A 21706-nucleotide genomic window follows, 5' to 3' on the forward strand; every position below is an offset into this window, starting at 1 on the left:
TATGGGTCCGGGGACAGAAGAGGTCAAGAAGTGATGCCGCACGCAGCCGCCGCCACGCCGCAGCTGCTGCGCCGCGTCAACGCCCAGGCCGTGCTGCGCCACATCCGCGGCGCCGATGTTGCCACCGGAACCGAGTTGATGGCCCTGACCGGGCTGACCCGGGCCTCGGTGATTGCCGTCTGCGAGGACCTGATCGGCCGGGGCTGGATCGTGGAGCAGGACCAGCCCGCAGACCCGGCAAGTTCGCGGAAGGGCCGGCCGGCCCGGCGCTTCGCCTTCAACCGGGAAGCGGGTTTCGTGCTGGGCGTGGACATTGGTGCCGCAACCACCACCGCCGCCGTGGCCGACCTCCGCGGCACGGTGATCGGCCGTTCCAGCGGGAGCTTCCGCGCGGCGGACATCCCCGCGCAGGAGCGGATCGGCGTCGTCGATCTCGCCTGCCGCGAGGCGCTGGAAGCCGCGGGAGCGGACCCGGGCAGGGTCCTGGCCGTCGGCGCCGGGATCGCAGCGCCGGTGGACCGCGACGGCAACGTGCTGGTGACGCAGCGGTTTTGGAGCCTGTTCGACGTCGGGCTCCGCTCCGCGCTGAAGGAACTGCACGGCTGGACCGTGCTCCTGGAGAACGACGCCAACCTGGCTGCGCTGGGTGAGCGCTGGCGCGGGTCCGGCGTGGGCGTGGATGATCTGGTGGTGCTCCTGGCCGGCGAACGCCTGGGCGCCGGGGTGATGGAATCCGGCCGCCTGCTCCACGGCCGCGGCGGGGCCGCCGGCGAGATGGGCTATCTGGACATGGTGGAGGGGGTTGGCTCCAGCGACGGCATCGCCGCCCTGGTGCGGCAGTGGTCGGCGGCCGGCGGCGGACCCTCCGCGGGCGGCCCTGCCAGTGCGCCGCGCGTCTTCGCGGACGCGGCCGCGGGAGACCCCGCGGCCCTGGCCATCCTGGACCGGATTTCGGAGCGCATGGCCCGGGTCATCGCCTCGATCGCGAGCCTGATCAACCCCGAGCAGGTGGTGATCGGCGGCGCCGTCGCCGAGTCCGCCGGGGCGCTCCTGCCGGGCATCACAGCGCAGCTTCCCCGCTTCACCGCGACTCCCCCGCGGGTGACGGTCTCACCCCTGGGCGACGCGATCGTCACGGCGGGCGCGGTCCGGCACGCCCTGGACTACGTCGAGGCGAATGCCTTGGAGCTGGAACTGGCCGGCTGAAGCCTTGCCGGGCAGCTAGTTCTTTCACCGGAGCGGTTGCTCAAGATTCGGCAACGATTGGATACCCACGCCGAAAGTTTGGCGCAAGTTTCCCGGTATTGCGGCCTGTCATCCGTAGACTGACCTCACTTTGGTCTCTTGCGGCCGTTCAGCTGACCTGTCGGCTGGACGGCGGTCTCATGAAAGATAAACGTGAACTCTCTACGGATGAAGACTGCGTTGTTTGCCGCGCTTGTCCTTGCTTTGGCGTCAGTCCCGGCTACCGGCACGGCGCCAGCCTACGCTGAGCAGTCGCCGACGCCCGTCTCGACCGGTACCGCAACAGCTCCGGCGGCGACGCCGACGCCGGCACCTACTGCTGCCCCGGCTCCCAGCGCGGGGACGGTCCGGCCGACGCCCAGTTCCTCAGCCACTGCCAGCGTCACCCCGTCGCTCACGACGGTTGAGTCGCTCCCGGTGGAAGGCCCCAACCAGCCGTTTATTGCGCACACGTTCGAAAACCCGCCCCCGGTCGGCAAAAAGGGCGCACTGGCCACCGCCGCCGGGACGGCACGGACCACGGAGTCCTACTCGCTTACCCGCTCCGGCGACATCAAAGTACGCCTTGTTCTGGTCCAGTTGGCCGACAGAAAAGCAACCATCCCGCAAGCAGCGGCACAGGCCGGCATCACCACGAGCAGTAACTATTGGAAGAGAATGTCCAATGGCCGGTTGTCGATGACCGTAACCAAGATGGAAAGCCGTAACAGCAAAGCCACCTCGACCCAGCGTTACCCGGACATGATGAACACTATTGCCGGCGAACTCGGCTGGACTCCCAGTCCCAACACCGCCCTCGTGGTCTTCGTCTCCACGCCCACACTCTCCGACGGCGCCTACGGTGCCGGCTGGAGTTACCAGGGCACCAGCGGGCGGGTCATTATGCCGCTCCCGGCGACGTTGACCAACAGCGTCCTGACGCACGAATTCGGGCACGTGCTCGGCCTCATGCACGCAAACAGCCTTCAGTGCGGAAGCGGCGCCCAGGATGTGGCCACGAACTCGGACGGGACATTCGCCGATTCCAGCTGCAGTATCCGTGAATACGGCGACAGCCTGGATCTGATGGGCGTATCCCAGACCACCCAGCCCGCCATCAGCTCAACCCTTTGGACCTATGGCGGGTTTGGCCGCGGCGACGAGATCGTTGACGCGGGGACCATCGGCGATTTGAAGAAATTCACCCTGAAAGCATGGGCGGGCACCGACGCGAACCGGGCAGTGAAGTTCTCGGATCCCGTGAGCGGCGAAACCTATTTCCTCGAATTGCGACTGCCGGTCAGCTACGACACCACCGAGGCCGTGGATCTAAATCGTGGCGTAAAAATTGTCCAGCAGCTGGGAGCTGGCTCGCTGATTCTCCTGCCGGATTCCCGACCGTTCGCCGGCTATTACAATCCCCGCCAGACCTGGCAAGCGGGGCAGACCTTCACAACCCATGCCGGCACCCGGGTCAGCATTGATTGGATCACTACCGCCGCCGCAGGCGTGACGGTCGAATCGATACTCTCAATGGCCGGCAAAGCTATCGCCCCTGTCGCTGCAGCCACACCCGCCCTTGGAAGCCCGACATCCGCCGTCGTGTGCGGGCTAACGGCCGGTGGGTGCTATCGAAGTTTTCAGGGCGGCGCGGTCAACTGGACACCAGGCACCGGTGCAGTCGCAACTCTCGGTGCGATCCGGGCCGCTTGGGGAGCCGTGGGCTACGAAAAGGGCAAACTTGGCTACCCGACCGGCCGTCAGCTCTGCGGCCTGGCGGGGGGCGGCTGTTACCAGACGTTCCAAGGGGGCACCATCCACTGGTCGGCCGCCACCGGCGCTTTCGCCACTTGGGGTCCCATTCGCGCCACCTGGGCAAGCCTGAACTACGAAAAAGGCAAACTCGGCTATCCAACCGGCAAGGAAACCTGCGGCCTGATCAACGGCGGCTGCTACCAGACGTTCCAGGGCGGCACCATCCACTGGTCGCCCGCCACCGGCGCCTTCGCCACGTGGGGTCCCATTCGCGCCACCTGGGCAAGCCTGAACTACGAAACAGGCAAACTCGGCTATCCAACCGGCAAGGAAACCTGCGGCTTGATCAACGGCGGCTGCTATCAGCGATTCCAGGGCGGCGCCATTAACTGGTCGCCCGCCACCGGCGCGGCTGCCACCTTGGGCGCAATCCGCGGTACTTGGGGAAACCTTGCCTACGAAAAAGGAAAGCTCGGCTACCCTACTGCCAATGAGGTCTGCGGCCTGGTTAAGGGAGGCTGCTCCCAGGCGTTCCAGGGAGGGGCAATCCACTACGCTCCGGGAGTCGGAGCGTTCGCCACGTGGGGCCCGATCCGCAAAGCGTGGGGGGCCCAAGGCTACGAAAAGGGAAAGCTCGGTTACCCAACCAGCAATGAATTATGCGGAACGGTCGGCAGCTGTGATCAGTCTTTCCAGACAGGTCTCATCCACTGGACTGCTGCGGCGGGCGCTGTCCCTACCTCGGGGCCGATCTGGGCCGCCTGGGCGAGCCTGGGTTCGTCCCGAGGAAAACTCGGCTATCCCGTTGCGCGCGAGGTTTGCGGCCTGGTCAACGGCGGCTGCTCCCAATCGTTCCAGGGCGGCACGATCCACTGGTCGCCCACCACGGGCGCCTTTGCCACCTGGGGCGGCATCCGTGCCACTTGGGCAAGCCTGGGCCTCGAAAAAGGCAAACTAGGCTATCCCACGGGCAAGGAAACCTGCGGCCTGGTCAACGGCGGCTGTTACCAGACGTTCCAGGGAGGCACCATCCACTGGTCGCCCGCCACCGGCGCCTTCGCCACCTGGGGCGGCATCCGTGCCACCTGGGCAAGCCTGGGCTACGAGAAAGGCAAACTCGGCTACCCGTCCGGCAAGGAAACCTGCGGCCTGGTCAACGGCGGCTGTTACCAGACGTTCCAGGGCGGCACGATCCACTGGTCGCCCGCCACCGGCGCCTTCGCCACCTGGGGCGGCATCCGTGCCACCTGGGCAAGCCTGGGCCTCGAAAAAGGCAAACTAGGCTATCCCACGGGCAAGGAAACCTGCGGCCTGGTCAACGGCGGCTGTTACCAGACGTTCCAGGGCGGCACCATCCACTGGTCACCCGCCACCGGCGCCTTCGCCACCTCGGGACCCATCCGCGCAACCTGGGGCAGCTTAGGTTATGAAAGGGGACGACTTGGCTACCCGGCTTCGGCGGAGGACTGCGGCCTGGTCAACGGTGCATGCAGCCAGCGGTTCCAAAACGGAACAATCACTTGGTCTGCCGTGCAAGGCAGTGTAGTACTCCCTTAGCCGGCTGATCCGCGGCGGTTCAGGTCGCGGGCTAAGGCCTCTGGGCTAACGGTGCTCCGGCTCAAGTTGCAGCGCTGCCGCGAGCGGAAGCGTGCCGTCCCGGAACTCGATGGTACGCCCGATCGTGGCCGGCAGCCCGAGGACCGCCGCTGCCACCAGTGCGACGTTGGCCCGGGCGGTTTCGGTGCCGTCGGAGGTGTCGGCGGGGTCGACGTCGATCATCCCGTTGCCGGGTCCCGCTGTCAGCGTTCCGGGGCCCAGGACGGTCCAGTCAAGGCCTGAACCGCGCAGGTACTCATCCGCCGCGGCCTTGGCCTCGGCGTAGGCGAAGAAGCCGTTGTCCGCGGGGACTCCGTGGTCCGGCCCTGCCCCGAAATAGGACACCATGACGTACCTGGTGACGCCCGCTTCCGCCGCGGCGTCCATGGAACGGATCGCGGCGTCGCGGTCCACGGCGTAGGTCCGTTCGGGGCTGCCGCCGCCGGCTCCGGCCGACCACACCAGGGCGTCGTGTCCGTGGAGGGCTCCGGCGATCTGCGCCGTCGTCGCGTTCTCCACATCCAGCAGCGCCGGCGTGGCGCCCGTGTCCGCGACGTCGGCCGCATGGTCCGGGTTGCGGATAAAGGAGGTGACCCCGTGCCCTTCCGCCGCGAGGATCCTGGACAGTTCCAAAGCCACCTTGCCGTGGCCGCCGATAATTGCGATGCGCGTCATGGTCCCATTCTGTCCCACCGGACAGCGAACTGCTGCCCCATGGTCCACAGGTTGGTGGTGGTCCAGTAGATCAGGACGCCGATGGGGAACACGATCCCGCCCACACCGAAGACGACCGGCAGGCTGTACAGCAGCACCTTTTGCGGGCCCATGAGCGGAGTCGCCACGGCCTCGCCGGACAAGCTCCTGGCCATGATCTGCCGCTGCGTGATGAACTGCGAGGCCGTCATGGCCAGGATCATCGCAACGCAGAGGATCCACACCGAGAGCTGACTGCCGCCGCCGCCGTGCAGCAGCGAAGCCGAGAGCGGGGCGCCGAAAATCGTGGACTCGTCGAACTGCGTGACCTGTTCGGGGCTCATGGCCCCGACGGCTTCGCCCTGGCCGGCCGCGGCGCTGATGCCGGACAGCATCTGGAACAGCGCGAAGAAGAAGGGCATCTGGATCAGCAGGGGCAGGCAGGCGGAGAACGGGTTGGTGCCGTGCGCCTTGTAGAGGGAAATCTGTTCCTGCGCCATGGCCTGGCGGGAGAGCGGATCGGTCTTGCCCTTGTATTTGTCCTGGAGCTTCTTCAGGTCCGGCTGCAGCCGGCTCATGCGCTGCTGGACGTTGACCTGTTTGAGGAACACCGGGATCAGGGCGGCGCGGATCACCAGCACCAGCCCGATGATGGACAGCGTCCACGTCCAGCCGCTGGCCGCCGGCATGCCGATGGCGCTGAGTCCGTCATGGAAGCCCGCCATCATGGCTGAGACCAGCCATTTGAACGGCGCCATGATGGTGCCAAGAAGGTCCACTGATATCCCCAACCGTCAGTTGCTGCAAAGCTACGGTGAGGCTACACCTTGGCGGGCTTGAAGTGATCTTCCCGCTTCGCGGATGAACGACGAACTTGCACCCTTGGCTAGGCACGATCCTCCAGGAAAGGAATGCGAGGCCGCTTCGCTAGGATCATGTCGGCAAGCGCCAAACCAGTTTCCGTGTTCTGCCTCCCGGAAGGCACCAAACGAATGACTGCGACATAAGGGGTACCCCACGATTCAACCTCGATGACCACCAGGGGACGGCGGCTCAGCGGCCTCCGCAGGGTTTCCATTCTCACGGCGACAACCTGTTCCCAGGGCACCAATCCGAAATAGACGGGCCGCCGTCGTTGCCTGACCAACTGGAGGCCGCGGTCGTCCGCGACCAGGTCCAGGACGAACCCTATCCCTTTCGTCTTTGATGTCAGCGGCCCCTTCTTGAGGAATCTCCCGAGTTCTTGCCCGGTCCAGAAGGTGTCGACGACGAGGGCTCCAGGATGGTCCAGCTGCAGCCGCCGCTTGAATGTTCTCGCCTTGTGGAACAACCACGCCAGCCAAGGCGGTATGACAACCGCCATGATGAGCAGGGCCACCCCAAGAACCTTGAGACCGTCCGGATAGCTCATGGCTTCGTGGAACTTGACTAAGAGTCTGACCAGAAGAACCGCAACCCCGATGGCCCCCAGTGCCGTGCCCAGCCGACGCTTGGTACCCATCAGACCTCCCCCAAAAGGCTGGCCATGCTGGCCGCGTTACTGATTGCCGTACCTATTGTGTACTGCCTGCTTGCTGATGCCTAGGCACAGCTCGATGGTCTCCCGCGTTGACCCCATCAGGCGGTCTGCTGTTTCTAAGGATTGAACCCCGATACCCGTCCGGGCTCGGAGACAGAAAAACCCCCGGATTCTCAAGGATTCCGGGGGTCTTGCCTGTAGCGGTGGGGAGGCTCGATCTCCCGACCTCACGATTATGAGTCGTGCGCTCTAACCAACTGAGCTACACCGCCGTAAATGAGGAAAACCTGCGCTAAGCCGGTCAAAAACCGCCTTGACACAGGCCCTCATTCAGAGCCCCCCACCGGAATCGATCCGGTGACCTCGTTCTTACCAAGAACGCGCTCTACCACTGAGCTAGGGGGGCAACGAGTAAATACTCTACCGGAAGATTCGCCCACCAACAAATCGGCGGCCGTACGACGCCGGACCGGCCGGAAACAGCGCAAATCCGGGCTCCCGGGGCGCTCCTGGAGGGCCGAATCGGCTCCCGGGACCACTCGGCGGCCGCCGCTGTGACGAAGCGAACACGGGGCCGGAATGCTTAAACAAGAACGGACCGGCTCAGGGAGCCGGCCCGTTCTCAGAGGGTGCTAGTGGTTACCACTTGTTGCGGGGCTTGAAGCCGCCTTCGGTGCGGGGCTTGCGGGTGTCCGCGCCGAAGGTGCGCTGCTCGGAACGCTCGCTGTAGGAGCGGCCGCCACGGTCAGCGGAGGACCGCTCGCCGTCGCCCTTGCGGAATTCGCGCTTGAAGCCGCCGTTGCCCTTGAAGTTGCCGCTGCCGCCGGAGTAGCCGCCACGGTCTCCACCGCGGTCGCCGCCGCGGTTGCCCTGGTAGGAACCGCGGTCCCCGGCCGGCTTACGGCCGTTGTCGAGCTCCAGGTGGATCAGCTCGCCGCCGATCCGGGTGCGGGACAGTGCCTTGAGCTGATCGGCGCTCAGGTCCGCCGGGAGCTCCACGAGGGAGTGGTCCGAGCGGATGTCGATGCCGCCGATCTGGGCCGAGGAGATGCCGCCTTCGTTGGCAATGGCGCCAACGATGGAACCCGGCATGACGCGCTGGCGGCGTCCGACGGCGATCCGGTAGGTGGCGTTGCCCTCGGTCAGGGTGCGGGTCGGGCCGCGTGAGCCGAAGCCGTCCTTGGAGCGCTCGCGCTTCTGGAACTCGGGCGCTGCCGGCAGTTCCTTGACCAGCAGCGGCTGTCCGCCCTGGGCCATGACGGCCAGTGCGGCGGCGATTTCCGAGGCCGGCACGTTGTGCTCTTCCTCGTAGGAGGAGATGAGGTCGCGGAACGCTGCAACGTCCTCGGACGCGAGGGTCTCCGTGATGCGCTCGGCGAACTTGCCCAGGCGCAGAGTGTTGACGGTCTCGGCAGTGGGCAGGTGCATCTGCTCCACCGGCTGGCGGGTTGCCTTCTCGATGGAACGCAGCAGGTACTTCTCGCGCGGGGTCATGAACAGGATCGCGTCGCCGGAACGGCCTGCGCGGCCGGTGCGGCCGATGCGGTGGACGTAGGACTCGGTGTCGTGCGGGATGTCGTAGTTGACCACGTGGCTGACACGCTCGACGTCCAGGCCGCGGGCGGCGACGTCGGTGGCGACCAGGATGTCGATCTTGCCGTCGCGCAGGGCCTCGACCGTGCGCTCACGCTGCTGCTGCGGGATGTCGCCGTTGATGGCGGCAGCCTGGAAGCCGCGCGAGCGCAGCTTGTCGGCGAGGTCCTCGGTGGCCATCTTGGTGCGGACGAAGGCGATGACGCCCTCGAACTCTTCGACCTCGAGGATGCGGGTCAGCGCATCGAGCTTGTGCGGGCCCATGACCTGCAGGTAGCGCTGGCGGGTGTTGGCGCCCGTGGTGGTCTTGGACTTGACCTGCACCTCGGCCGGGTTGTTCAGGTACTGCTTGGAGAGCCGGCGGATCTGGCTCGGCATCGTGGCGGAGAACAGCGCAACCTGGCGGCCCGCGGGGGTCTGCTGGAAGATCTGCTCAACGTCTTCAGCGAAGCCCATGCGGAGCATCTCGTCGGCCTCATCCAGCACGAGGTACTGGAGTTCGGACAGGTCCAGGGAACCCTTGGCGATGTGGTCGATGACGCGGCCGGGGGTACCGACAACAACCTGGGCGCCGCGGCGCAGGCCGGCGAGCTGGGGGCCGTAGGCGGAGCCGCCGTACACCGGCAGGACGGTGAAGTCGTCGATGTGCTTGGCGTAGGAGGTGAAGGCCTCGGCAACCTGGAGCGCGAGCTCACGGGTGGGGGCCAGCACCAGGGCCTGGGTCTTGCGGGACGGGCCGTTGAGGTCGTGGAGCTCGGCCAGGCGGGACAGTGCCGGTACTGCGAATGCTGCAGTCTTACCGGTACCCGTCTGGGCCAGGCCCACGACGTCGCGGCCTTCGAGCAGCAGCGGGATGGTTGCTGCCTGGATCGGGGACGGCTTCTCGTAGCCGACGTCCTGCAGGGCGGCCAGGACACGGCCATCGATGCCGAGGTCTACGAACTTGACGCCTTCTTCTTCGGCGTCCTCGTCCTTCGCCGGGGCGGAAGTGGCCTCGGTCTTGGTCTCTGCCTGCGGGGCAGCTTCGGCCGCTTCGGCGGCCGGTGGTACAACGTTTGCAGGAGCCTCGGTGAATTCCGGGGCGGAGCCGGCTGCGGGGGCAGCCGTTTCAGAAGTCTCGACGTCAATCTGGGTGTTCTCGGTGGCGAGTTCGGTGTCGACGGAGTTGTTCTGATTTTCGGGCATAGGTGAAATTTCCTCATCCATAGGGGCCAAGCGGCACAACCCGAGGTGAGCGGAGCCGCAGTACGCGTGACACGAATTGCCGGGCGTACGGTTGACCGGCGGGTCACATAGAAGTCCGGCGCTTTCGCAATCCCGTGGCAGGACTTCCCGCTGCATCTCTTGGCTGCTATCCCAGCAGTCTGTACAGCGTTTTCTTTTGCCGGCTCTCCCTATGAAAATGCCCGCATCACATTTGCGGGCCCCAACACTTGCCAGTCCTGCCTCAAGAATTGGGCAGGAATAAGGGATTTCCGGAGTGGGGGATATTTCAAGTGTAGGGCATGGAGCGGAACAGTGGTAATTGAGGGGCCGACGGCGGCTGGTGAGCTTGCGCACACCGGCTCCCCACGCCTAGACCCCGAGACGGCGCTGCAGCTGTTCGAACCTCTGGTGGTACTCGGGCTGCAGGCGGATCTGGCCGTCGGCGTCGGCGTCGCGCAGGGCCTCCATGTCCTCCAGGGTGGGATCGGTGAACCACTTGGCGATTGTCACGCCGTGGGCAGGGACAAAGAGCCGGTGGATGTGGTCTCCGGCCTCGATGCTGCCGGTCCGGACCACGCGGAGGTAGGTGCCCACCCTGCCGGCCTCGGTGAACCGCTGGACCCAGTGCGGCTCGCCCATCCGCCGCTGGAAGGTGGCGCAGGGGATGCGCGGGGAGGTGACTTCCACCTCGACGTCCAGTCCGACCTTCCACCGTTCGCCGATCACGGCGTTGGAGGCGTTGAGGCCCGTGATCCGCAGGTTTTCGCCGAAGATGCCCGCTGGCATGTCCCGGCCGAGTTCGCCGGCCCAGTAGTCGGCGTCGTCCTGCGAGTACGCGTAGAGTGCCTGGTCCTCGCCGCCGTGGTGGATCCTGCTCGCCTGGATATCACCGCGCAGGCCAAGTTTGTGGACTTTCACCGGTCCGTCCACGGGGCGCTTGTCGATCGCGGTGACCCCGACGCTGCCGGGATCATCGAGCAGCTGGTGAACCCTGCAGACAGCAAGCACGGATGCGGTTTCCATGGCACCAGTGTAGGCCTGCGGCGTGCCCGCGGCCCCGGACTCAGCGCAGGCACGCTTCCCACGCGCCCGCCGCAGACACGGCACGCCCTTTCCATCGCCCGGGATCCGGCGGCCGGTTAGGCTGGCGTCGGGAAAAGCACGCAAGCCTTCCGCGGGATACCCTGCGGCCAGACGTGAGGGGACACATTTGGGCCGAAACGACGAGCACCCGGACAGTCCACGGCAGGACCGGAAGCAGCCTCCGTGGCAGATTCCACAGCCGGAGCTCCGGCCCGAGCTGCAGAACCAGCCCGGCCAGCCCGCGCCGCCGGGACTTCCGGCTGACGCCACTGCCCCCGCCGTGGTTGACCCCTTCGCTCTGGAACGCGAGCGCGGCCTGGCGGCCGCGGCGGCGCGGAAGAAGCGTTCGCAGCGCCGTACCGTCGTCGTCGGGCTGGGCGTCACGGCGCTCCTGGCCGGCACGATCACCGCCATGGTGGCCAGCAACGAGGACGCGGCCGACTACGCCCAGGTGTGCTTCAACGACGACACCGGCGAGCGGGTCGATGATGCCCAGTGCAACAACAGCAGCACGGACGGCCGCAGCTCCGGCATCTACGCCTGGTACTTCTACTCCCGCGGCGCCAGCGTGCCCGGGTTGGGCCAGAACCGGTCCGGCTACCCCAGCTACAGCAGGACAGTTCCCACCGGGGCCAAGGCGTCCACGGGGTACAGCGCCAAGGGCGGCACGGTCAGCAGGGGCGGCTTCGGCGGCAGCGCCAAGGGCGGAAGCACGGGGGGCTAGGGATGAAACGACTGGGATCCGCGCCGCGGCCGGACTGGAAACAGCGGATTGAAGTACAAGGCCTCGTCTTCTCCACCACGACCCTGCCCGACGGCACGAACGTCGAGTACTGGCACGAAGGCGCCTACTACGAATTCACCATGGACGAAGTGGAGACCCTCGAAAAGGCCGCCGAGGACATGCACCGCATGTGCCTCGAGGCCGCGAAGTTCCTCGCCACCGGGGCCATGGGCAACATCGGGATCGGGCCGCAGGCCATGGAACTGGCGGCTGCATCGCTGCAGGCCGGCGATGTGGACGTCTACGGCCGCTTCGACTTCGTCTACGACGGCCGGGGCGGCCCGGCCAAGATGCTGGAGTACAACGCGGACACCCCTACCGGACTCATTGAGGCCGCCGTCGCCCAGTGGTTCTGGCTGCAGGACGTCCTTCCCGAAAAGGACCAGTGGAACGGCATCCATGAAGCCCTCATCCGACAGTGGAAGAGGCTGCAGTACCGCACCGGCATGAGCACCCTCCACGTCGCCCACTCCGAGGCGGAAGAATCCGGCGAGGACTGGATGACGGCAGCCTACATGCGGGACGTCGCGAGCCAGGCCGGCTGGACCACCATCGGCATCAACATGTCCGACATCGGCTGGGATCCGGACCTCAACCGCTTCGTGGACCTCGACAACTTCATGATCAGCACCATGTTCAAGCTCTACCCCTGGGAACTGATGATGAAGGAGCCGTTCGGGCAGCGGCTGCTGCAGCGCGCCCACAATCCGCGCTGGGTGGAGCCGGCCTGGAAGATGCTCCTGTCCAACAAGGCCCTGCTCGCGGCGCTCTGGCACCTCTACCCGGACCACCCCAACCTGCTTCCGGCCTATCTTGACGGTCCCGGGCCGCTCAAGGAGTGGGTGGCCAAGCCGCTGCATGGCCGGGAAGGGGACAACATCAGGATCCACGCCGCCGGCATCGACCTCGAACAGCCCGGCGACTACGGCCGGGAAGGCTGGTGTTACCAGCAGTTCCATGCCCTTCCCGACTTCGACGGCAACCGCCCCGTGCTCGGCCTCTGGGTGGTCGACGGCGAATCGGTTGGCTGCGGCATCCGCGAGTCGGACGGGCCCATCACCGACTACTTCTGCCGCTTCGTGCCCAACACGATTGACGCGCCCGCCCCGGCCTCGAACCAGGCCCACTCCAGCAAGGCAGGTATTGCCCTATGAGCACCGGAACCACGACGATGACCACGGCCGGCGGCCCCGGGGGTCCCGCGGCAGTTCCGGCCAAGGGACTGCGCGCCGGGATCCTGGATCTCGGAGACTCCGTCATGTTGGGGCTGGCTTCCACCGCGCCGGTCTATTCGCTCGCGGCGACCCTGGGACTGATCGTGGCGGTGAACGGCAACTACACCCCGTTGATCCTGCTGCTGGGCTTCGTGCCCGTGCTCTTCATCGCCTTCGCTTTCCGTGAGCTCAACAGCGCCATGCCGGACTGCGGGACCACTTTCATCTGGGCCCGCCGGGCGTTCGGTCCCTGGGCCGGCTGGCTGGGCGGGTGGGGCGTGGCCCTGGCCGGCGTCGTGGTCCTGGCCAACCTCGCCCAGGTCGCCGGGCAGTACCTGTGGCTGCTGATCGGCGACGGTTCGCTGGCCGGGAACAGCCTCGTGGTCACCGCCACCGGTGTGCTGTTCATCGTGTTCATGACCTTCGTGAACTACCGCGGCATCCGCCTCGGGGAACATGTCCAGCGGGTCCTGACCTACGTGCAGTACCTCTCGCTGGGCATCTTCGCGATGGCAATCATCTTCCGGATCGCGGGCGCGGTGCCCGGCGCGGCCCCTGGCCAAGCCTTCGACCTTGAGTGGTTCAACCCCGCCGGTGCGTTCGCCGATCCCGGCGCGGTGGTGCACGGAGCCCTGCTGGCCCTGTTCATCTACTGGGGCTGGGACACCTGCCTCGCGGTGAACGAGGAGACCGAAAACCCTGCCACCACGCCCGGCCGAGGCGCCGTCATTTCCGCGCTTGTCCTTGTGGCGATCTACGTCTCTGTGGCCCTGCTGGTGATGATGTATGCCACGGTGGGCACGGAAGGGATTGGGCTGGGCAACGAGGCCAACCAGAACGATGTCTTCCTGGCCATGAAGGACGTGGTGCTGGGCCCCTGGGGCTGGCTGATCGTCGTCGCCGTCCTGGCGTCGGTGCTGTCCTCGACCCAGACCACCATCCTTCCCACGGCCCGCGGCACCTTGTCCATGGGCGTGCACGGAGCCGTGCCGCGCAGGTTCGGCGAGGTCCACCCGCACAACCAGACGCCGGGGTATTCCACCCAGGTCATGGGGGCCGCGGCCGTCGCCTATTACGTCCTGATGAGTCTCCTGAGCGAGAACCTGCTCTCCGATTCCATCACGTCGATCAGCTTGTTCATCGCGTTCTACTACGCCCTGACCGGCTTTGCGTGCGTCTGGTACTTCCGCGCGACCCTGCGCGGCTCGGCGCGGAACTTCTGGTTCCGCGGCGTCATGCCCCTGCTCGGCGCCCTTATGCTGACTGCGGCATTCTTCGTCTCGGCGGTGCAGATGTGGGATCCGGACTACGGTGATACGCAGATCTTCGGCGTCGGCGGGGCCTTCATCAGCGGCGTGCTGCTCCTGGGGCTGGGCGTTGCGCTGGCCGCCGTCTGCCGTTTCGCGCCGTCCACGCGTGGCTACTTCCTGCAGCACCACCCCGCCGCCGGCGCGCCCCTGCAGGTGCGGCCGTAGGATGCTGGCATGAGCAACGAAGCTGGCATGAACAATGACCTTTCCGACGTCTCCGATGTCCTGGCCATCGATTCCCTGCTGAGCGCGGAGGAGCGCACCGTGCGCGAGCGCGTCCGCGATTTCACGAACCAGCGGATCCGGCCGGGCATCGCCGGCTGGTACGAGGACGCCGTGTTCCCCCTCGAGCTCGCCCCGGAACTTGGCGAGCTCGGCGTGCTCGGCATGCACCTGGAGGGCTACGGCTGCCCCGGCCGCTCCGCCGTCGAATATGGCCTGGCGGCGATGGAACTCGAGGCCGGCGATTCGGGCGTCCGCACGTTCGTCTCCGTGCAGGGCTCCCTCGCCATGACGGCCATCCACAAGTGGGGCTCCGAGGACCAAAAGCAGGAGTGGCTCCCCCGGATGGCCGCCGGCGAACTGATCGGCGCGTTTGCCCTGACCGAGCCCGCGGCCGGCTCGGATCCTGCCTCGATGAAGACCTTCGCCCGCCGCGACGGCTCCGGCGACGACGCGGGCTGGATCCTGGACGGCGCGAAACGCTGGATCGGGCTCGCCTCGGTGGCGGGCGTGCTGGTGGTGTGGGCCATGACCGACGACGGCGTGCGCGGCTTCCTCGTCCCCGCCGGCACCGCGGGCGTCACCGCGACGCCGATCGGGCAGAAGCTCTCGATGCGCGCCTCCATCCAGTGCGACATCACGTTCGACGCCGTCCGGCTGGGCCCCGAGGCGCTGCTGCCCGCGGCGCGCGGATTGAGGGGTCCCTTCTCCTGCCTCAACGAGGCCAGGTACGGGATCGCGTGGGGAGCTATGGGCGCCGCGCGGGATTCCTATGAGGCCGCGCTGGCCTACTCCCAGGAGCGGCTGCAGTTCGGCAAGCCGCTGGCCGGGTACCAGCTGACGCAGGAAAAGCTGGTGAACATGGTCCTGGAGATCCAGAAGGGCACGCTCCTGGCCCTGCACCTGGGCCGGCTCAAGGACGCCGGCAGGCTGCGTCCGGAGCAGATCTCGCTCGGCAAGCTGAACAACGTGCGGGAGGCGCTGAGCATTGCCCGGGAGGCGCGCACGATTCTGGGCGGCAACGGCATCACGCTGGACCATTCCCCGCTGCGGCACGCCGCCAACCTGGAATCCGTCCGGACCTACGAGGGCACCGACGAGGTCCACACCCTGATCCTGGGCCAGCACATCACGGGCCTCCCCGCGTTCCGCTGAGAGCCGCGGGGTATTTCGCGGCAGTGCTTCCGTGTCCGCTCCTCACGCGATACGGATGAGGCCAGTGATGCAAGTGGTGACTGCTGGGTTTTCGGGTAGCCAACACTCGTGTTCTCCCGGGGGCGCATTCGTACAGTGGTGCCATCGCCACCGGAGCAGAGGCAGCCAAATAGCCCACGGCACTTCTTCTCTGGCCGGTCGAACCGATGTCGTCCCGCCCGTCCCAGACACAGGAGCTGAACACCCTGCGTGCCCGACGGGCGGAACGGGCTGCCAAGTAAAGGGGGACATCATGAGTCTCAACGCAAAGCCAGCCGCGTGGACACTTCGTTTCTTTCCGGCACGTCACGCCACTGCCGGCGCGGGCGGGGACGGCCAGGACAGTTCCGCTTCCGACCAGGGACCCCACCGGCACCGGGCCCGCATCAGCGCGGCACTCGTCCTGGACCGCGACCGGCTTCAGGAGAGCATGGGGACGGTCCAATCGTGGAAGTTCCACGACTTCGTCAGCACATTCCAGCTCATGCTTCCCCACCGGGTCGAAAAGATTCACCAGGCCCTGGCCGTCGGGGACTGGGAGGGCGCGCGCCTGGCCGCCCAAAGCCTGTCCTGGTCCGCATCCAAGGCCGGTGCGTGCCGGCTCGAACTCATCGCCGGCCTCATCGATGCCGACCTCCAGTCCGGACGCAAGACCCGGGCACGGGAGACGGCCCGCCTCCTCCACGGCGCCGCCACTGAACTGGCAACCGCCCTCGCCCTGCTGACCGCCGGCTGAGCGCCGGCGGACCGGGTCCGGCCGCCACCGGACGCTGCCCAAAGACCACACACGCTCCATGAATCAGAGCGTCACCGGGGTCCCAGCGGCTCAGGCGGAGAATCCGCCGTCGGCCTTGACCAGCTGCCCGGACATCCAGCGGCCCTCGGGCGAGAGCAGGAACGCGACGGTGCCGGCCACGTCCGCCGGTGTGCCCAGCCGGCCGCCGGGGTGCCGGCGGGCCAGTTCGTCACGGAGCGGCACATCCATCCACCCGGTATCCACCGGCCCCGGGTTCAGGACGTTGGCGCTGATCCCGAGCGGGCCGAGTTCGCGGGCGGCGGCGATCACGATCCGGTCCAGGGCGCCCTTTGATGCCCCATAGGGCAGGTTGAAAGCGGTATGGTCGCTGGTCAGGGCCACGATGGCGCCGCCGTCGGGACCGGCCTGCCGGGCGAAAGCGGCAATCAACTGCCAGCTGGCCCGGGTGTTGACCGCAAAGTGCCTCTCGAAGCTCTCCAGGGACGTGTCCAGGATGGAGGAGTCCACGGATTCTGCGTGGCTGAGCACCAGGCCCTGCAGGGTTCCGGCCTCCGCTGCGGCGGCGGACATCAGCCGGTCCACGGCGTCCGGGTCCTGGAAATCCGCCGGCAGCGCCACGACGGCGGCGCCGATCGCCTGGAGCTCGGCGGTGAGGCGTTCGACGTCGTCCGATTGGACTCCCCACGGCATCCGGGCGTCGTAGTCCTGCCAGTACGTCAGCACGAGGTCCCAGCCGTCCGCGGCGAGGCGGCGGGCGATGCCTGCGCCGATTCCGGCGAGCCGGCCGACCCCGGTGACAAGGGCCGTCTTACGTCCGTCGGGTGAACTCATGCCGAACAGCCTAGCGGTGGCGGCCGCCGCGGCGCCTGCTAAGTGCGGGGCCCGCTAAGTGCGGTGCCTACAAGGAGGCTGTGGAAGTGGAGACGGCGGCCCGGACGTCCCGCTCGGCAACCGCCTCGGGGGCAAGGTCCGGCTCCGGCCCCAGCGGATCCCGCCGCAGGGCCACGAGCCAGCACACCAGCAGGGCCAGGGCGCAGAAGACGCCGGCGCTGGAGGCCATGATCCACACCCCGGGCGTCTGGATGTCGAGGTTTTCGGCGCCGAGGGCCGTACCGATGGTCTTGGGCGAGAACAGGAATACGAGGATCGACAGGCCCAGCACGCCGCCCATGGTCCAGCGCATCCCGACGTACCGGCGCGGAGCTTCCCGCAGGGTCCAGGCGAAAGCCGGAAAGACCGCCGCGACCCACACCCAGTGGTGGGACCACGAGACCGGGCTGATCAGCAGCATGGTGAGCGCGGTCGCCGATACGGCCACGACGCGGGCACCCTGATCGCTGGCTGCCTTGATCACTGCGGCGCCCACGGCCACAACCGCCAGGCTCAGCAGCAGCCACGGCACGGTGACGTGCGCTTCCGGGACCCCGAAGTGCAGCAGGGCGCCCTTAATGGACAGGTTGTCCACATAGCCTGCTCCCCCCATCCGGGAGGTGTCGGGCAGCATCTGGAGCCAGAACTGCAGGGATTCGGCGGGCCGGAGCAGCCAGCCGGCCGCCACGGTGGCGGTGAAGCCGGCGGCCATGTTGCCCAGTCCGCGCCAGTCCTTGCGGACCAGAAAGTAGAGCCCGAACACCAGGGGCGTCAGCTTGATGCCGGCGGCGACGCCCACCAGGAAGCCGCTGCCGGGGAAACCGCGGGACCAGCGCCGGTTGCGGGCCAACAGGTCCACGGCGATCAGGCCCATCAGCAGGGCGTTGATTTGGCCGAACACCAGGGTCTCGCGCCAGGGACCCAGGTTCAGCACCGCCAGGACCAGGACGGCGGCGGCCCAGCCGTTGCCGGGTGCCCGGAAGGTGTCGCGCCAGGAGGTCTTCGCGTTCCAGTACCGGACCGTTCGGACCGCGGCCAGGATCGCCACCCCGGCGCCGGCGGCGTTGAACAGGGTCAGCGCCGCCGGCAGGGGCAGCCTGGCCAAGAGGCCGAAGACGATGGCGGCGAACGGCGGGTAGGTAAACATCAGCGCCGGTCCGCCGGCCCAGTCCACGTTGCCCGCATACAGCGCTGAGGGTGCCGCGCCGGCGTCGTTGAGGATTTTGCCGCCGTACCAGTAGACGCTGAAGTCCAGGCCGTGCTTGCCCCAGACTCCGAGCGAGATCCAGATGAAGTAGGCCACCGCAGCGATGGCCGGGATGACGGAGAGCCTGAACAGGTGCGGGAAGGGTGAATACCGCACCGGGCTGCGGTCTGAAACGGGCACTGACATGTACTCCCCCATCGGGCTGCTGATGTAGGCGCTGGCCGTTTGGTCGGTTCCGTCCAGGGCGGCGCAAACGCGCCCTCGCTGTCGGGTCAGTCTACAGAACAGCTACGCCGGGACCGGGACGGACTCCGGCTTCCGGGCGTCCTTGCGGATGGTGGCGCTGATGACGGCGGCGATGGTGCACATGGCAGCGGCGGCGAACCAGGCGTAGGTGTACTGGCCGGTGGCGTCCCGGACCGCCCCGGCAGCCAGGGCCGCGGCGGCCGCGCCGAGCTGGTGGGCCGCGAACACCCAGCCGAACACGACGCTCCCGTCGGCACCGAACACCTGGCGGCAGATCGCGGCGGTCGGCGGCACCGTGGCGACCCAGTCCAGGCCGTAGATGACCACGAACACGATCATGCTGGGCTGGACGGTGGCGCTGAGCAGCAGCGGCAGGACCAGCAGCCCGATCCCGCGGAACTGGTAGTACACGGCGAGCAGGATCCGGGGGTTGAAGCGATCCGTGAGCCACCCGGAGGCGATGGTGCCGATGATGTCGAAGAGGCCGACGACGGCGAGCAGGCCCGCCGCGGTGGTTTCGGGCATGCCGTGGTCGTGGGCGGAGGGGATGAAGTGGGTGCCGATCAGCCCGTTGGTGGTCGCGCCGCAGATCGCGAAGCCGGCCACCAGGGCCCAGAAGGTACGCACTTTGCTGGCCCGCTTGAGGACCTGCAGGGCACGGACCGCGGCGTTCCGGCGGGGCTCCTGCTCTTCCTGCCCGGCGGCCGGTCCTGTCGGTTCGGGCCCGCTGGATTCCGTGCCGGCGTTCGGGCCGGCGGCCGGCGGCGTCGTTCCGTAGGGCAGCACGCCGACGTCGGCCGGTGAGTTCTTCAGGAACATCAGCACGAGCGGCACCACGGCCAGCGCGCCGGCACCGATCAGGAGCGAGGCCTGCCGCCAGCCCGGGTCCTGGGCAAGGGCGGCGATGAAGGGCAGGAACACGAGCTGTCCGGCGGCGCTGCCGGCGGTGAGGATGCCAATGACCAGGCCGCGGCTCTTGGCGAACCAGGTGTTGGCGATGGTCGCGGCGAAGACCAGCGCCATGGACCCGGTGCCGAGCCCGATCAGCAGCCCCCAGGTCAGCAGGATCTGCCAGGACTGGGTCACGAGGACCGTCAGTGCGCTGCCGGCGCCGATCAGCATCAGGGCCACGGCCGTGACTGCGCGGATGCCGAAGCGTTCCATGAGCGCTGCCGCGAACGGTGCCGTGAGCCCGAAAAGCACGAGGTTGATGCTGACCGCCGCGGAGAGCACGGTGGTGGACCAGCCGAACTCGTTCTGCAGCGGCACCATCAGCACACCCGGGGCCGCCCGGAACCCGGCCGCGCCGACCAGCGCGAGGAAAGCCACAGCGGCGACGGTCCACGCCGGGTGGATGCGGCGGCGGACCGGCGCCGGGGTCACGGTGGTTTCGGGGGCATTCATGCGGCGGTTCCGTTCTGGACAGGGGTCCCGGTGCCGGCCGAGGCCAGCGGCACGGGGTCCGCAGTGCGGGAGAGGCTGTGCCAGCTCGTGTTGGCGGCCGTCAGCGGTTCCCCGCAGGCCGTGCACGTGTCAGCCGAGGAGGTCCTCTCCCCGCAGCCGCTGTGGATGACGAACATGTGTGCCTGCCCGGACGGCGCCGGGAGATGCTTTTCGGCCCAGATCACGACGGCGTTGAGCACCGGGAGGGCGTCTTCGCCCATGGCGGTGAGGACGTATTCCTGGCGGGTGCGGCCGCCGTCGTCGTAGGGCCTCCGGGCCAGGAGCCCGGCGGCGACGAGCCCGGCGAGCCGCTTGGTGAGCACGGAATCGGCCGCTCCCAGCCGCTGTTTCATGGCATCGAAGCGGCCGTTGCCGAAGAACACCTCGCGCATGACGAGCACGCTCCAGGGATCGCCCAGGATGTCGAGGCCGCGGGCCATGCTGCAGGTCCGTTGGGACCAGTCGGATCGAAGTGCCATGCGGCCACCCTAGCTGACTCTCTTAGAGAAAGCTAGGGTGGCCCGACGGAATGGCGCGGTCGCCGGGGTTGGCTGCCGGCGCAGCTATGGTGCAGCTAGCTGCCGGCGGCCAGGGAGGAAATCGCGGCGTCGAGGTCGGCGATCAGGTCCTCCACGTCCTCGATGCCGCACGAGAGCCGGATCAGGTTGACCGGGACCGCCAGTTCCGTGCCCTTGACCGAGGCGTGCGTCATTTCGGACGGGTAGTTCATGAGCGATTCGATCCCGCCCAGGGACTCCGCCAGGGTGAACACTGAGGTCGATTCGGCCACCTTGCGGGCCGCGGCCTCGCCGCCCTTGAACTGCACGGAGATCATGCCGCCGAACTTCTTCATCTGCTTTTTGGCCAGCCCGTGGCCGGGGTGGGTGGGCAGGCCCGGGTAGAGCACGGCCTCCACTTCGGGGCGCTCCAGCAGCCATTCGGCCACGGCCTGGGCGTTGTCGCTGTGCCGGTCCATGCGCACCCCGAGGGTCTTGAGCCCGCGGGTGGTGAGGAAAGCGTCCATCGGCCCGGACACGGCGCCGACGGCGAACTGCACGAAGCCGATCTTCTCGGCGAGGTCCGGGTCGTTGACCACGATCGCGCCGCCGACGACGTCGGAGTGCCCGCCGATGTACTTGGTGGTGGAATGCACCACCACGTCGGCGCCGAGGGCCAGCGGGGTCTGCAGGTACGGCGAGGCGAAGGTGTTGTCCACCACGAGGAGCGCGCCGGCGTCGTGCGCCACCTTCGCGAGCGCCTCGATGTCAGTGATCTTCATCATCGGGTTCGACGGCGTCTCCACCCACACCAGGCGGGTCTTGCCGCCACCGTCGGCCGCGCCGCCTGCTGCGACGGCGGCCGCGACGGCGTCGAGGTCGGACATGTCCACCGGGGTGTTGCCGATGCCCCACTCCCCCAGGACCCGGCTGATGAGCCGGTACGTGCCGCCGTAGGCATCGTTGCCGAGCACAATGTGGTCACCGGGGCGGGTGAGGGCGCGGATCATCGAGTCCTCGGCGGCCAGGCCGGAGCCAAAGGAGAAAGCGGCGCTCCCGCCTTCCAGGGCCGCCAGCTGCTCCTGCAGCGAGTCACGGGTCGGGTTGGTGCCCCGGCCGTATTCGTAACCGGACCGCAGCCCGCCGATGCCGTCCTGGGCATAAGTCGAGGAGAAGTGCACGGGGGGCACCACCGCCCCGGTACGGGGCTCAAACGCCTGGCCGGCGTGGATGGCGCGGGTGTTGAAACCCTGGTTTTTCGAGGACGGGTTTTCAGGCACAGACATGGGACTC

General features: G+C 67.6%; 18 protein-coding genes and 2 tRNA genes. 7 read left to right on the top strand and 13 right to left on the bottom strand.

The annotated features are described in order from the left end of the window. Positions 1-33: 33 nt before the first annotated feature. Complete coding sequence (locus AC1DRO_RS05815) at positions 34-1206, top strand: ROK family transcriptional regulator (protein WP_476950163.1); 1173 nt, start codon at positions 34-36, stop codon at positions 1204-1206. A gap of 278 nt (positions 1207-1484) precedes the next feature. On the opposite strand, the gene AC1DRO_RS05820 is transcribed toward AC1DRO_RS05815, so the two are convergent. After that, positions 1485-1643, bottom strand: coding sequence for a hypothetical protein (locus AC1DRO_RS05820; RefSeq protein ID WP_476950134.1), 159 nt, complete (start codon positions 1641-1643; stop codon positions 1485-1487). A 502-nt stretch (positions 1644-2145) separates the two neighbouring features. Between AC1DRO_RS05820 and AC1DRO_RS05825 the strand changes: the two genes are divergently transcribed. Beyond that, the gene (locus AC1DRO_RS05825; protein WP_476950135.1) at positions 2146-4536 is read left to right on the top strand and encodes a M43 family zinc metalloprotease; all 2391 of its coding nucleotides are present in this window, start codon (positions 2146-2148) and stop codon (positions 4534-4536) included. 45 nt (positions 4537-4581) lie between these two features. Here AC1DRO_RS05825 and AC1DRO_RS05830 read toward each other — a convergent pair whose 3' ends face one another. From AC1DRO_RS05830 to AC1DRO_RS05860, 7 genes are all read right to left on the bottom strand, one after another. Continuing rightward, positions 4582-5250, bottom strand: a complete 669-nt coding sequence (locus AC1DRO_RS05830; RefSeq protein WP_476950136.1) for an NAD(P)H-binding protein — start codon at positions 5248-5250, stop codon at positions 4582-4584. Beyond that, complete coding sequence (yidC, locus tag AC1DRO_RS05835; RefSeq protein WP_476950137.1) at positions 5247-6047, bottom strand: membrane protein insertase YidC; 801 nt, start codon at positions 6045-6047, stop codon at positions 5247-5249. Before yidC ends, AC1DRO_RS05830 begins: the two co-directional genes overlap by 4 nt. 107 nt (positions 6048-6154) lie before the next feature. Continuing rightward, entirely contained in the window at positions 6155-6769 is a 615-nt protein-coding gene (locus AC1DRO_RS05840) for a hypothetical protein (RefSeq protein ID WP_476950138.1), read from the bottom strand. A 216-nt stretch (positions 6770-6985) separates the two neighbouring features. After that, positions 6986-7059, bottom strand: a tRNA-Met gene (locus AC1DRO_RS05845). Between the two features lie 62 nt (positions 7060-7121). Beyond that, positions 7122-7193 (bottom strand) — tRNA-Thr (locus tag AC1DRO_RS05850). Positions 7194-7426: 233 nt separating this feature from the next. Continuing rightward, a complete protein-coding gene (locus tag AC1DRO_RS05855; RefSeq protein WP_476950139.1) occupies positions 7427-9565 on the bottom strand; it encodes a DEAD/DEAH box helicase in 2139 nt (712 codons plus the stop codon). A 390-nt stretch (positions 9566-9955) separates the two neighbouring features. Further along, a complete protein-coding gene (locus AC1DRO_RS05860; RefSeq protein ID WP_459385436.1) occupies positions 9956-10609 on the bottom strand; it encodes an MOSC domain-containing protein in 654 nt (217 codons plus the stop codon). A gap of 187 nt (positions 10610-10796) precedes the next feature. Between AC1DRO_RS05860 and AC1DRO_RS05865 the strand changes: the two genes are divergently transcribed. From AC1DRO_RS05865 to AC1DRO_RS05885, 5 genes are all read left to right on the top strand, one after another. Further along, complete coding sequence (locus AC1DRO_RS05865; RefSeq protein WP_476950140.1) at positions 10797-11393, top strand: Tat pathway signal protein; 597 nt, start codon at positions 10797-10799, stop codon at positions 11391-11393. A 2-nt stretch (positions 11394-11395) separates the two neighbouring features. Next, positions 11396-12607 (top strand): glutathionylspermidine synthase family protein, encoded by a 1212-nt coding sequence (locus AC1DRO_RS05870; RefSeq protein ID WP_476950141.1) that lies wholly within the window; start codon positions 11396-11398, stop codon positions 12605-12607. Then, positions 12604-14142: an APC family permease gene (locus AC1DRO_RS05875; RefSeq protein WP_476950142.1), complete on the top strand. Its 1539-nt coding sequence runs from the start codon at positions 12604-12606 to the stop codon at positions 14140-14142. The genes AC1DRO_RS05870 and AC1DRO_RS05875 overlap by 4 nt, the downstream gene beginning before the upstream one ends. Before the next feature lie 9 nt (positions 14143-14151). Next, positions 14152-15354 carry an acyl-CoA dehydrogenase family protein gene (locus tag AC1DRO_RS05880; RefSeq protein ID WP_476950143.1) on the top strand — a complete coding sequence of 401 codons (1203 nt, stop codon included), beginning with the start codon at positions 14152-14154 and terminating at the stop codon, positions 15352-15354. A 292-nt stretch (positions 15355-15646) separates the two neighbouring features. Continuing rightward, positions 15647-16129 carry a hypothetical protein gene (locus tag AC1DRO_RS05885; protein ID WP_476950144.1) on the top strand — a complete coding sequence of 161 codons (483 nt, stop codon included), beginning with the start codon at positions 15647-15649 and terminating at the stop codon, positions 16127-16129. A 90-nt stretch (positions 16130-16219) separates the two neighbouring features. Here the strand turns inward: AC1DRO_RS05885 and AC1DRO_RS05890 are convergent, their stop codons facing one another. From AC1DRO_RS05890 to AC1DRO_RS05910, 5 genes are all read right to left on the bottom strand, one after another. Further along, the gene (locus tag AC1DRO_RS05890; protein WP_476950145.1) at positions 16220-16981 is read right to left on the bottom strand and encodes an SDR family oxidoreductase; all 762 of its coding nucleotides are present in this window, start codon (positions 16979-16981) and stop codon (positions 16220-16222) included. Between the two features lie 67 nt (positions 16982-17048). After that, positions 17049-18407, bottom strand: a complete 1359-nt coding sequence (locus AC1DRO_RS05895; protein WP_476950146.1) for a glycosyltransferase 87 family protein — start codon at positions 18405-18407, stop codon at positions 17049-17051. A gap of 108 nt (positions 18408-18515) precedes the next feature. After that, positions 18516-19877, bottom strand: a complete 1362-nt coding sequence (locus AC1DRO_RS05900; RefSeq protein WP_476950147.1) for an MFS transporter — start codon at positions 19875-19877, stop codon at positions 18516-18518. After that, complete coding sequence (locus AC1DRO_RS05905) at positions 19874-20395, bottom strand: winged helix-turn-helix transcriptional regulator (protein ID WP_476950148.1); 522 nt, start codon at positions 20393-20395, stop codon at positions 19874-19876. The genes AC1DRO_RS05900 and AC1DRO_RS05905 overlap by 4 nt, the downstream gene beginning before the upstream one ends. 95 nt (positions 20396-20490) lie before the next feature. After that, entirely contained in the window at positions 20491-21699 is a 1209-nt protein-coding gene (locus AC1DRO_RS05910) for a cystathionine gamma-synthase (protein WP_476950149.1), read from the bottom strand. Between the last annotated feature and the right edge of the window lie 7 nt (positions 21700-21706).

It is taken from the genome of Arthrobacter sp. P4_F11, from assembly GCF_056401395.1.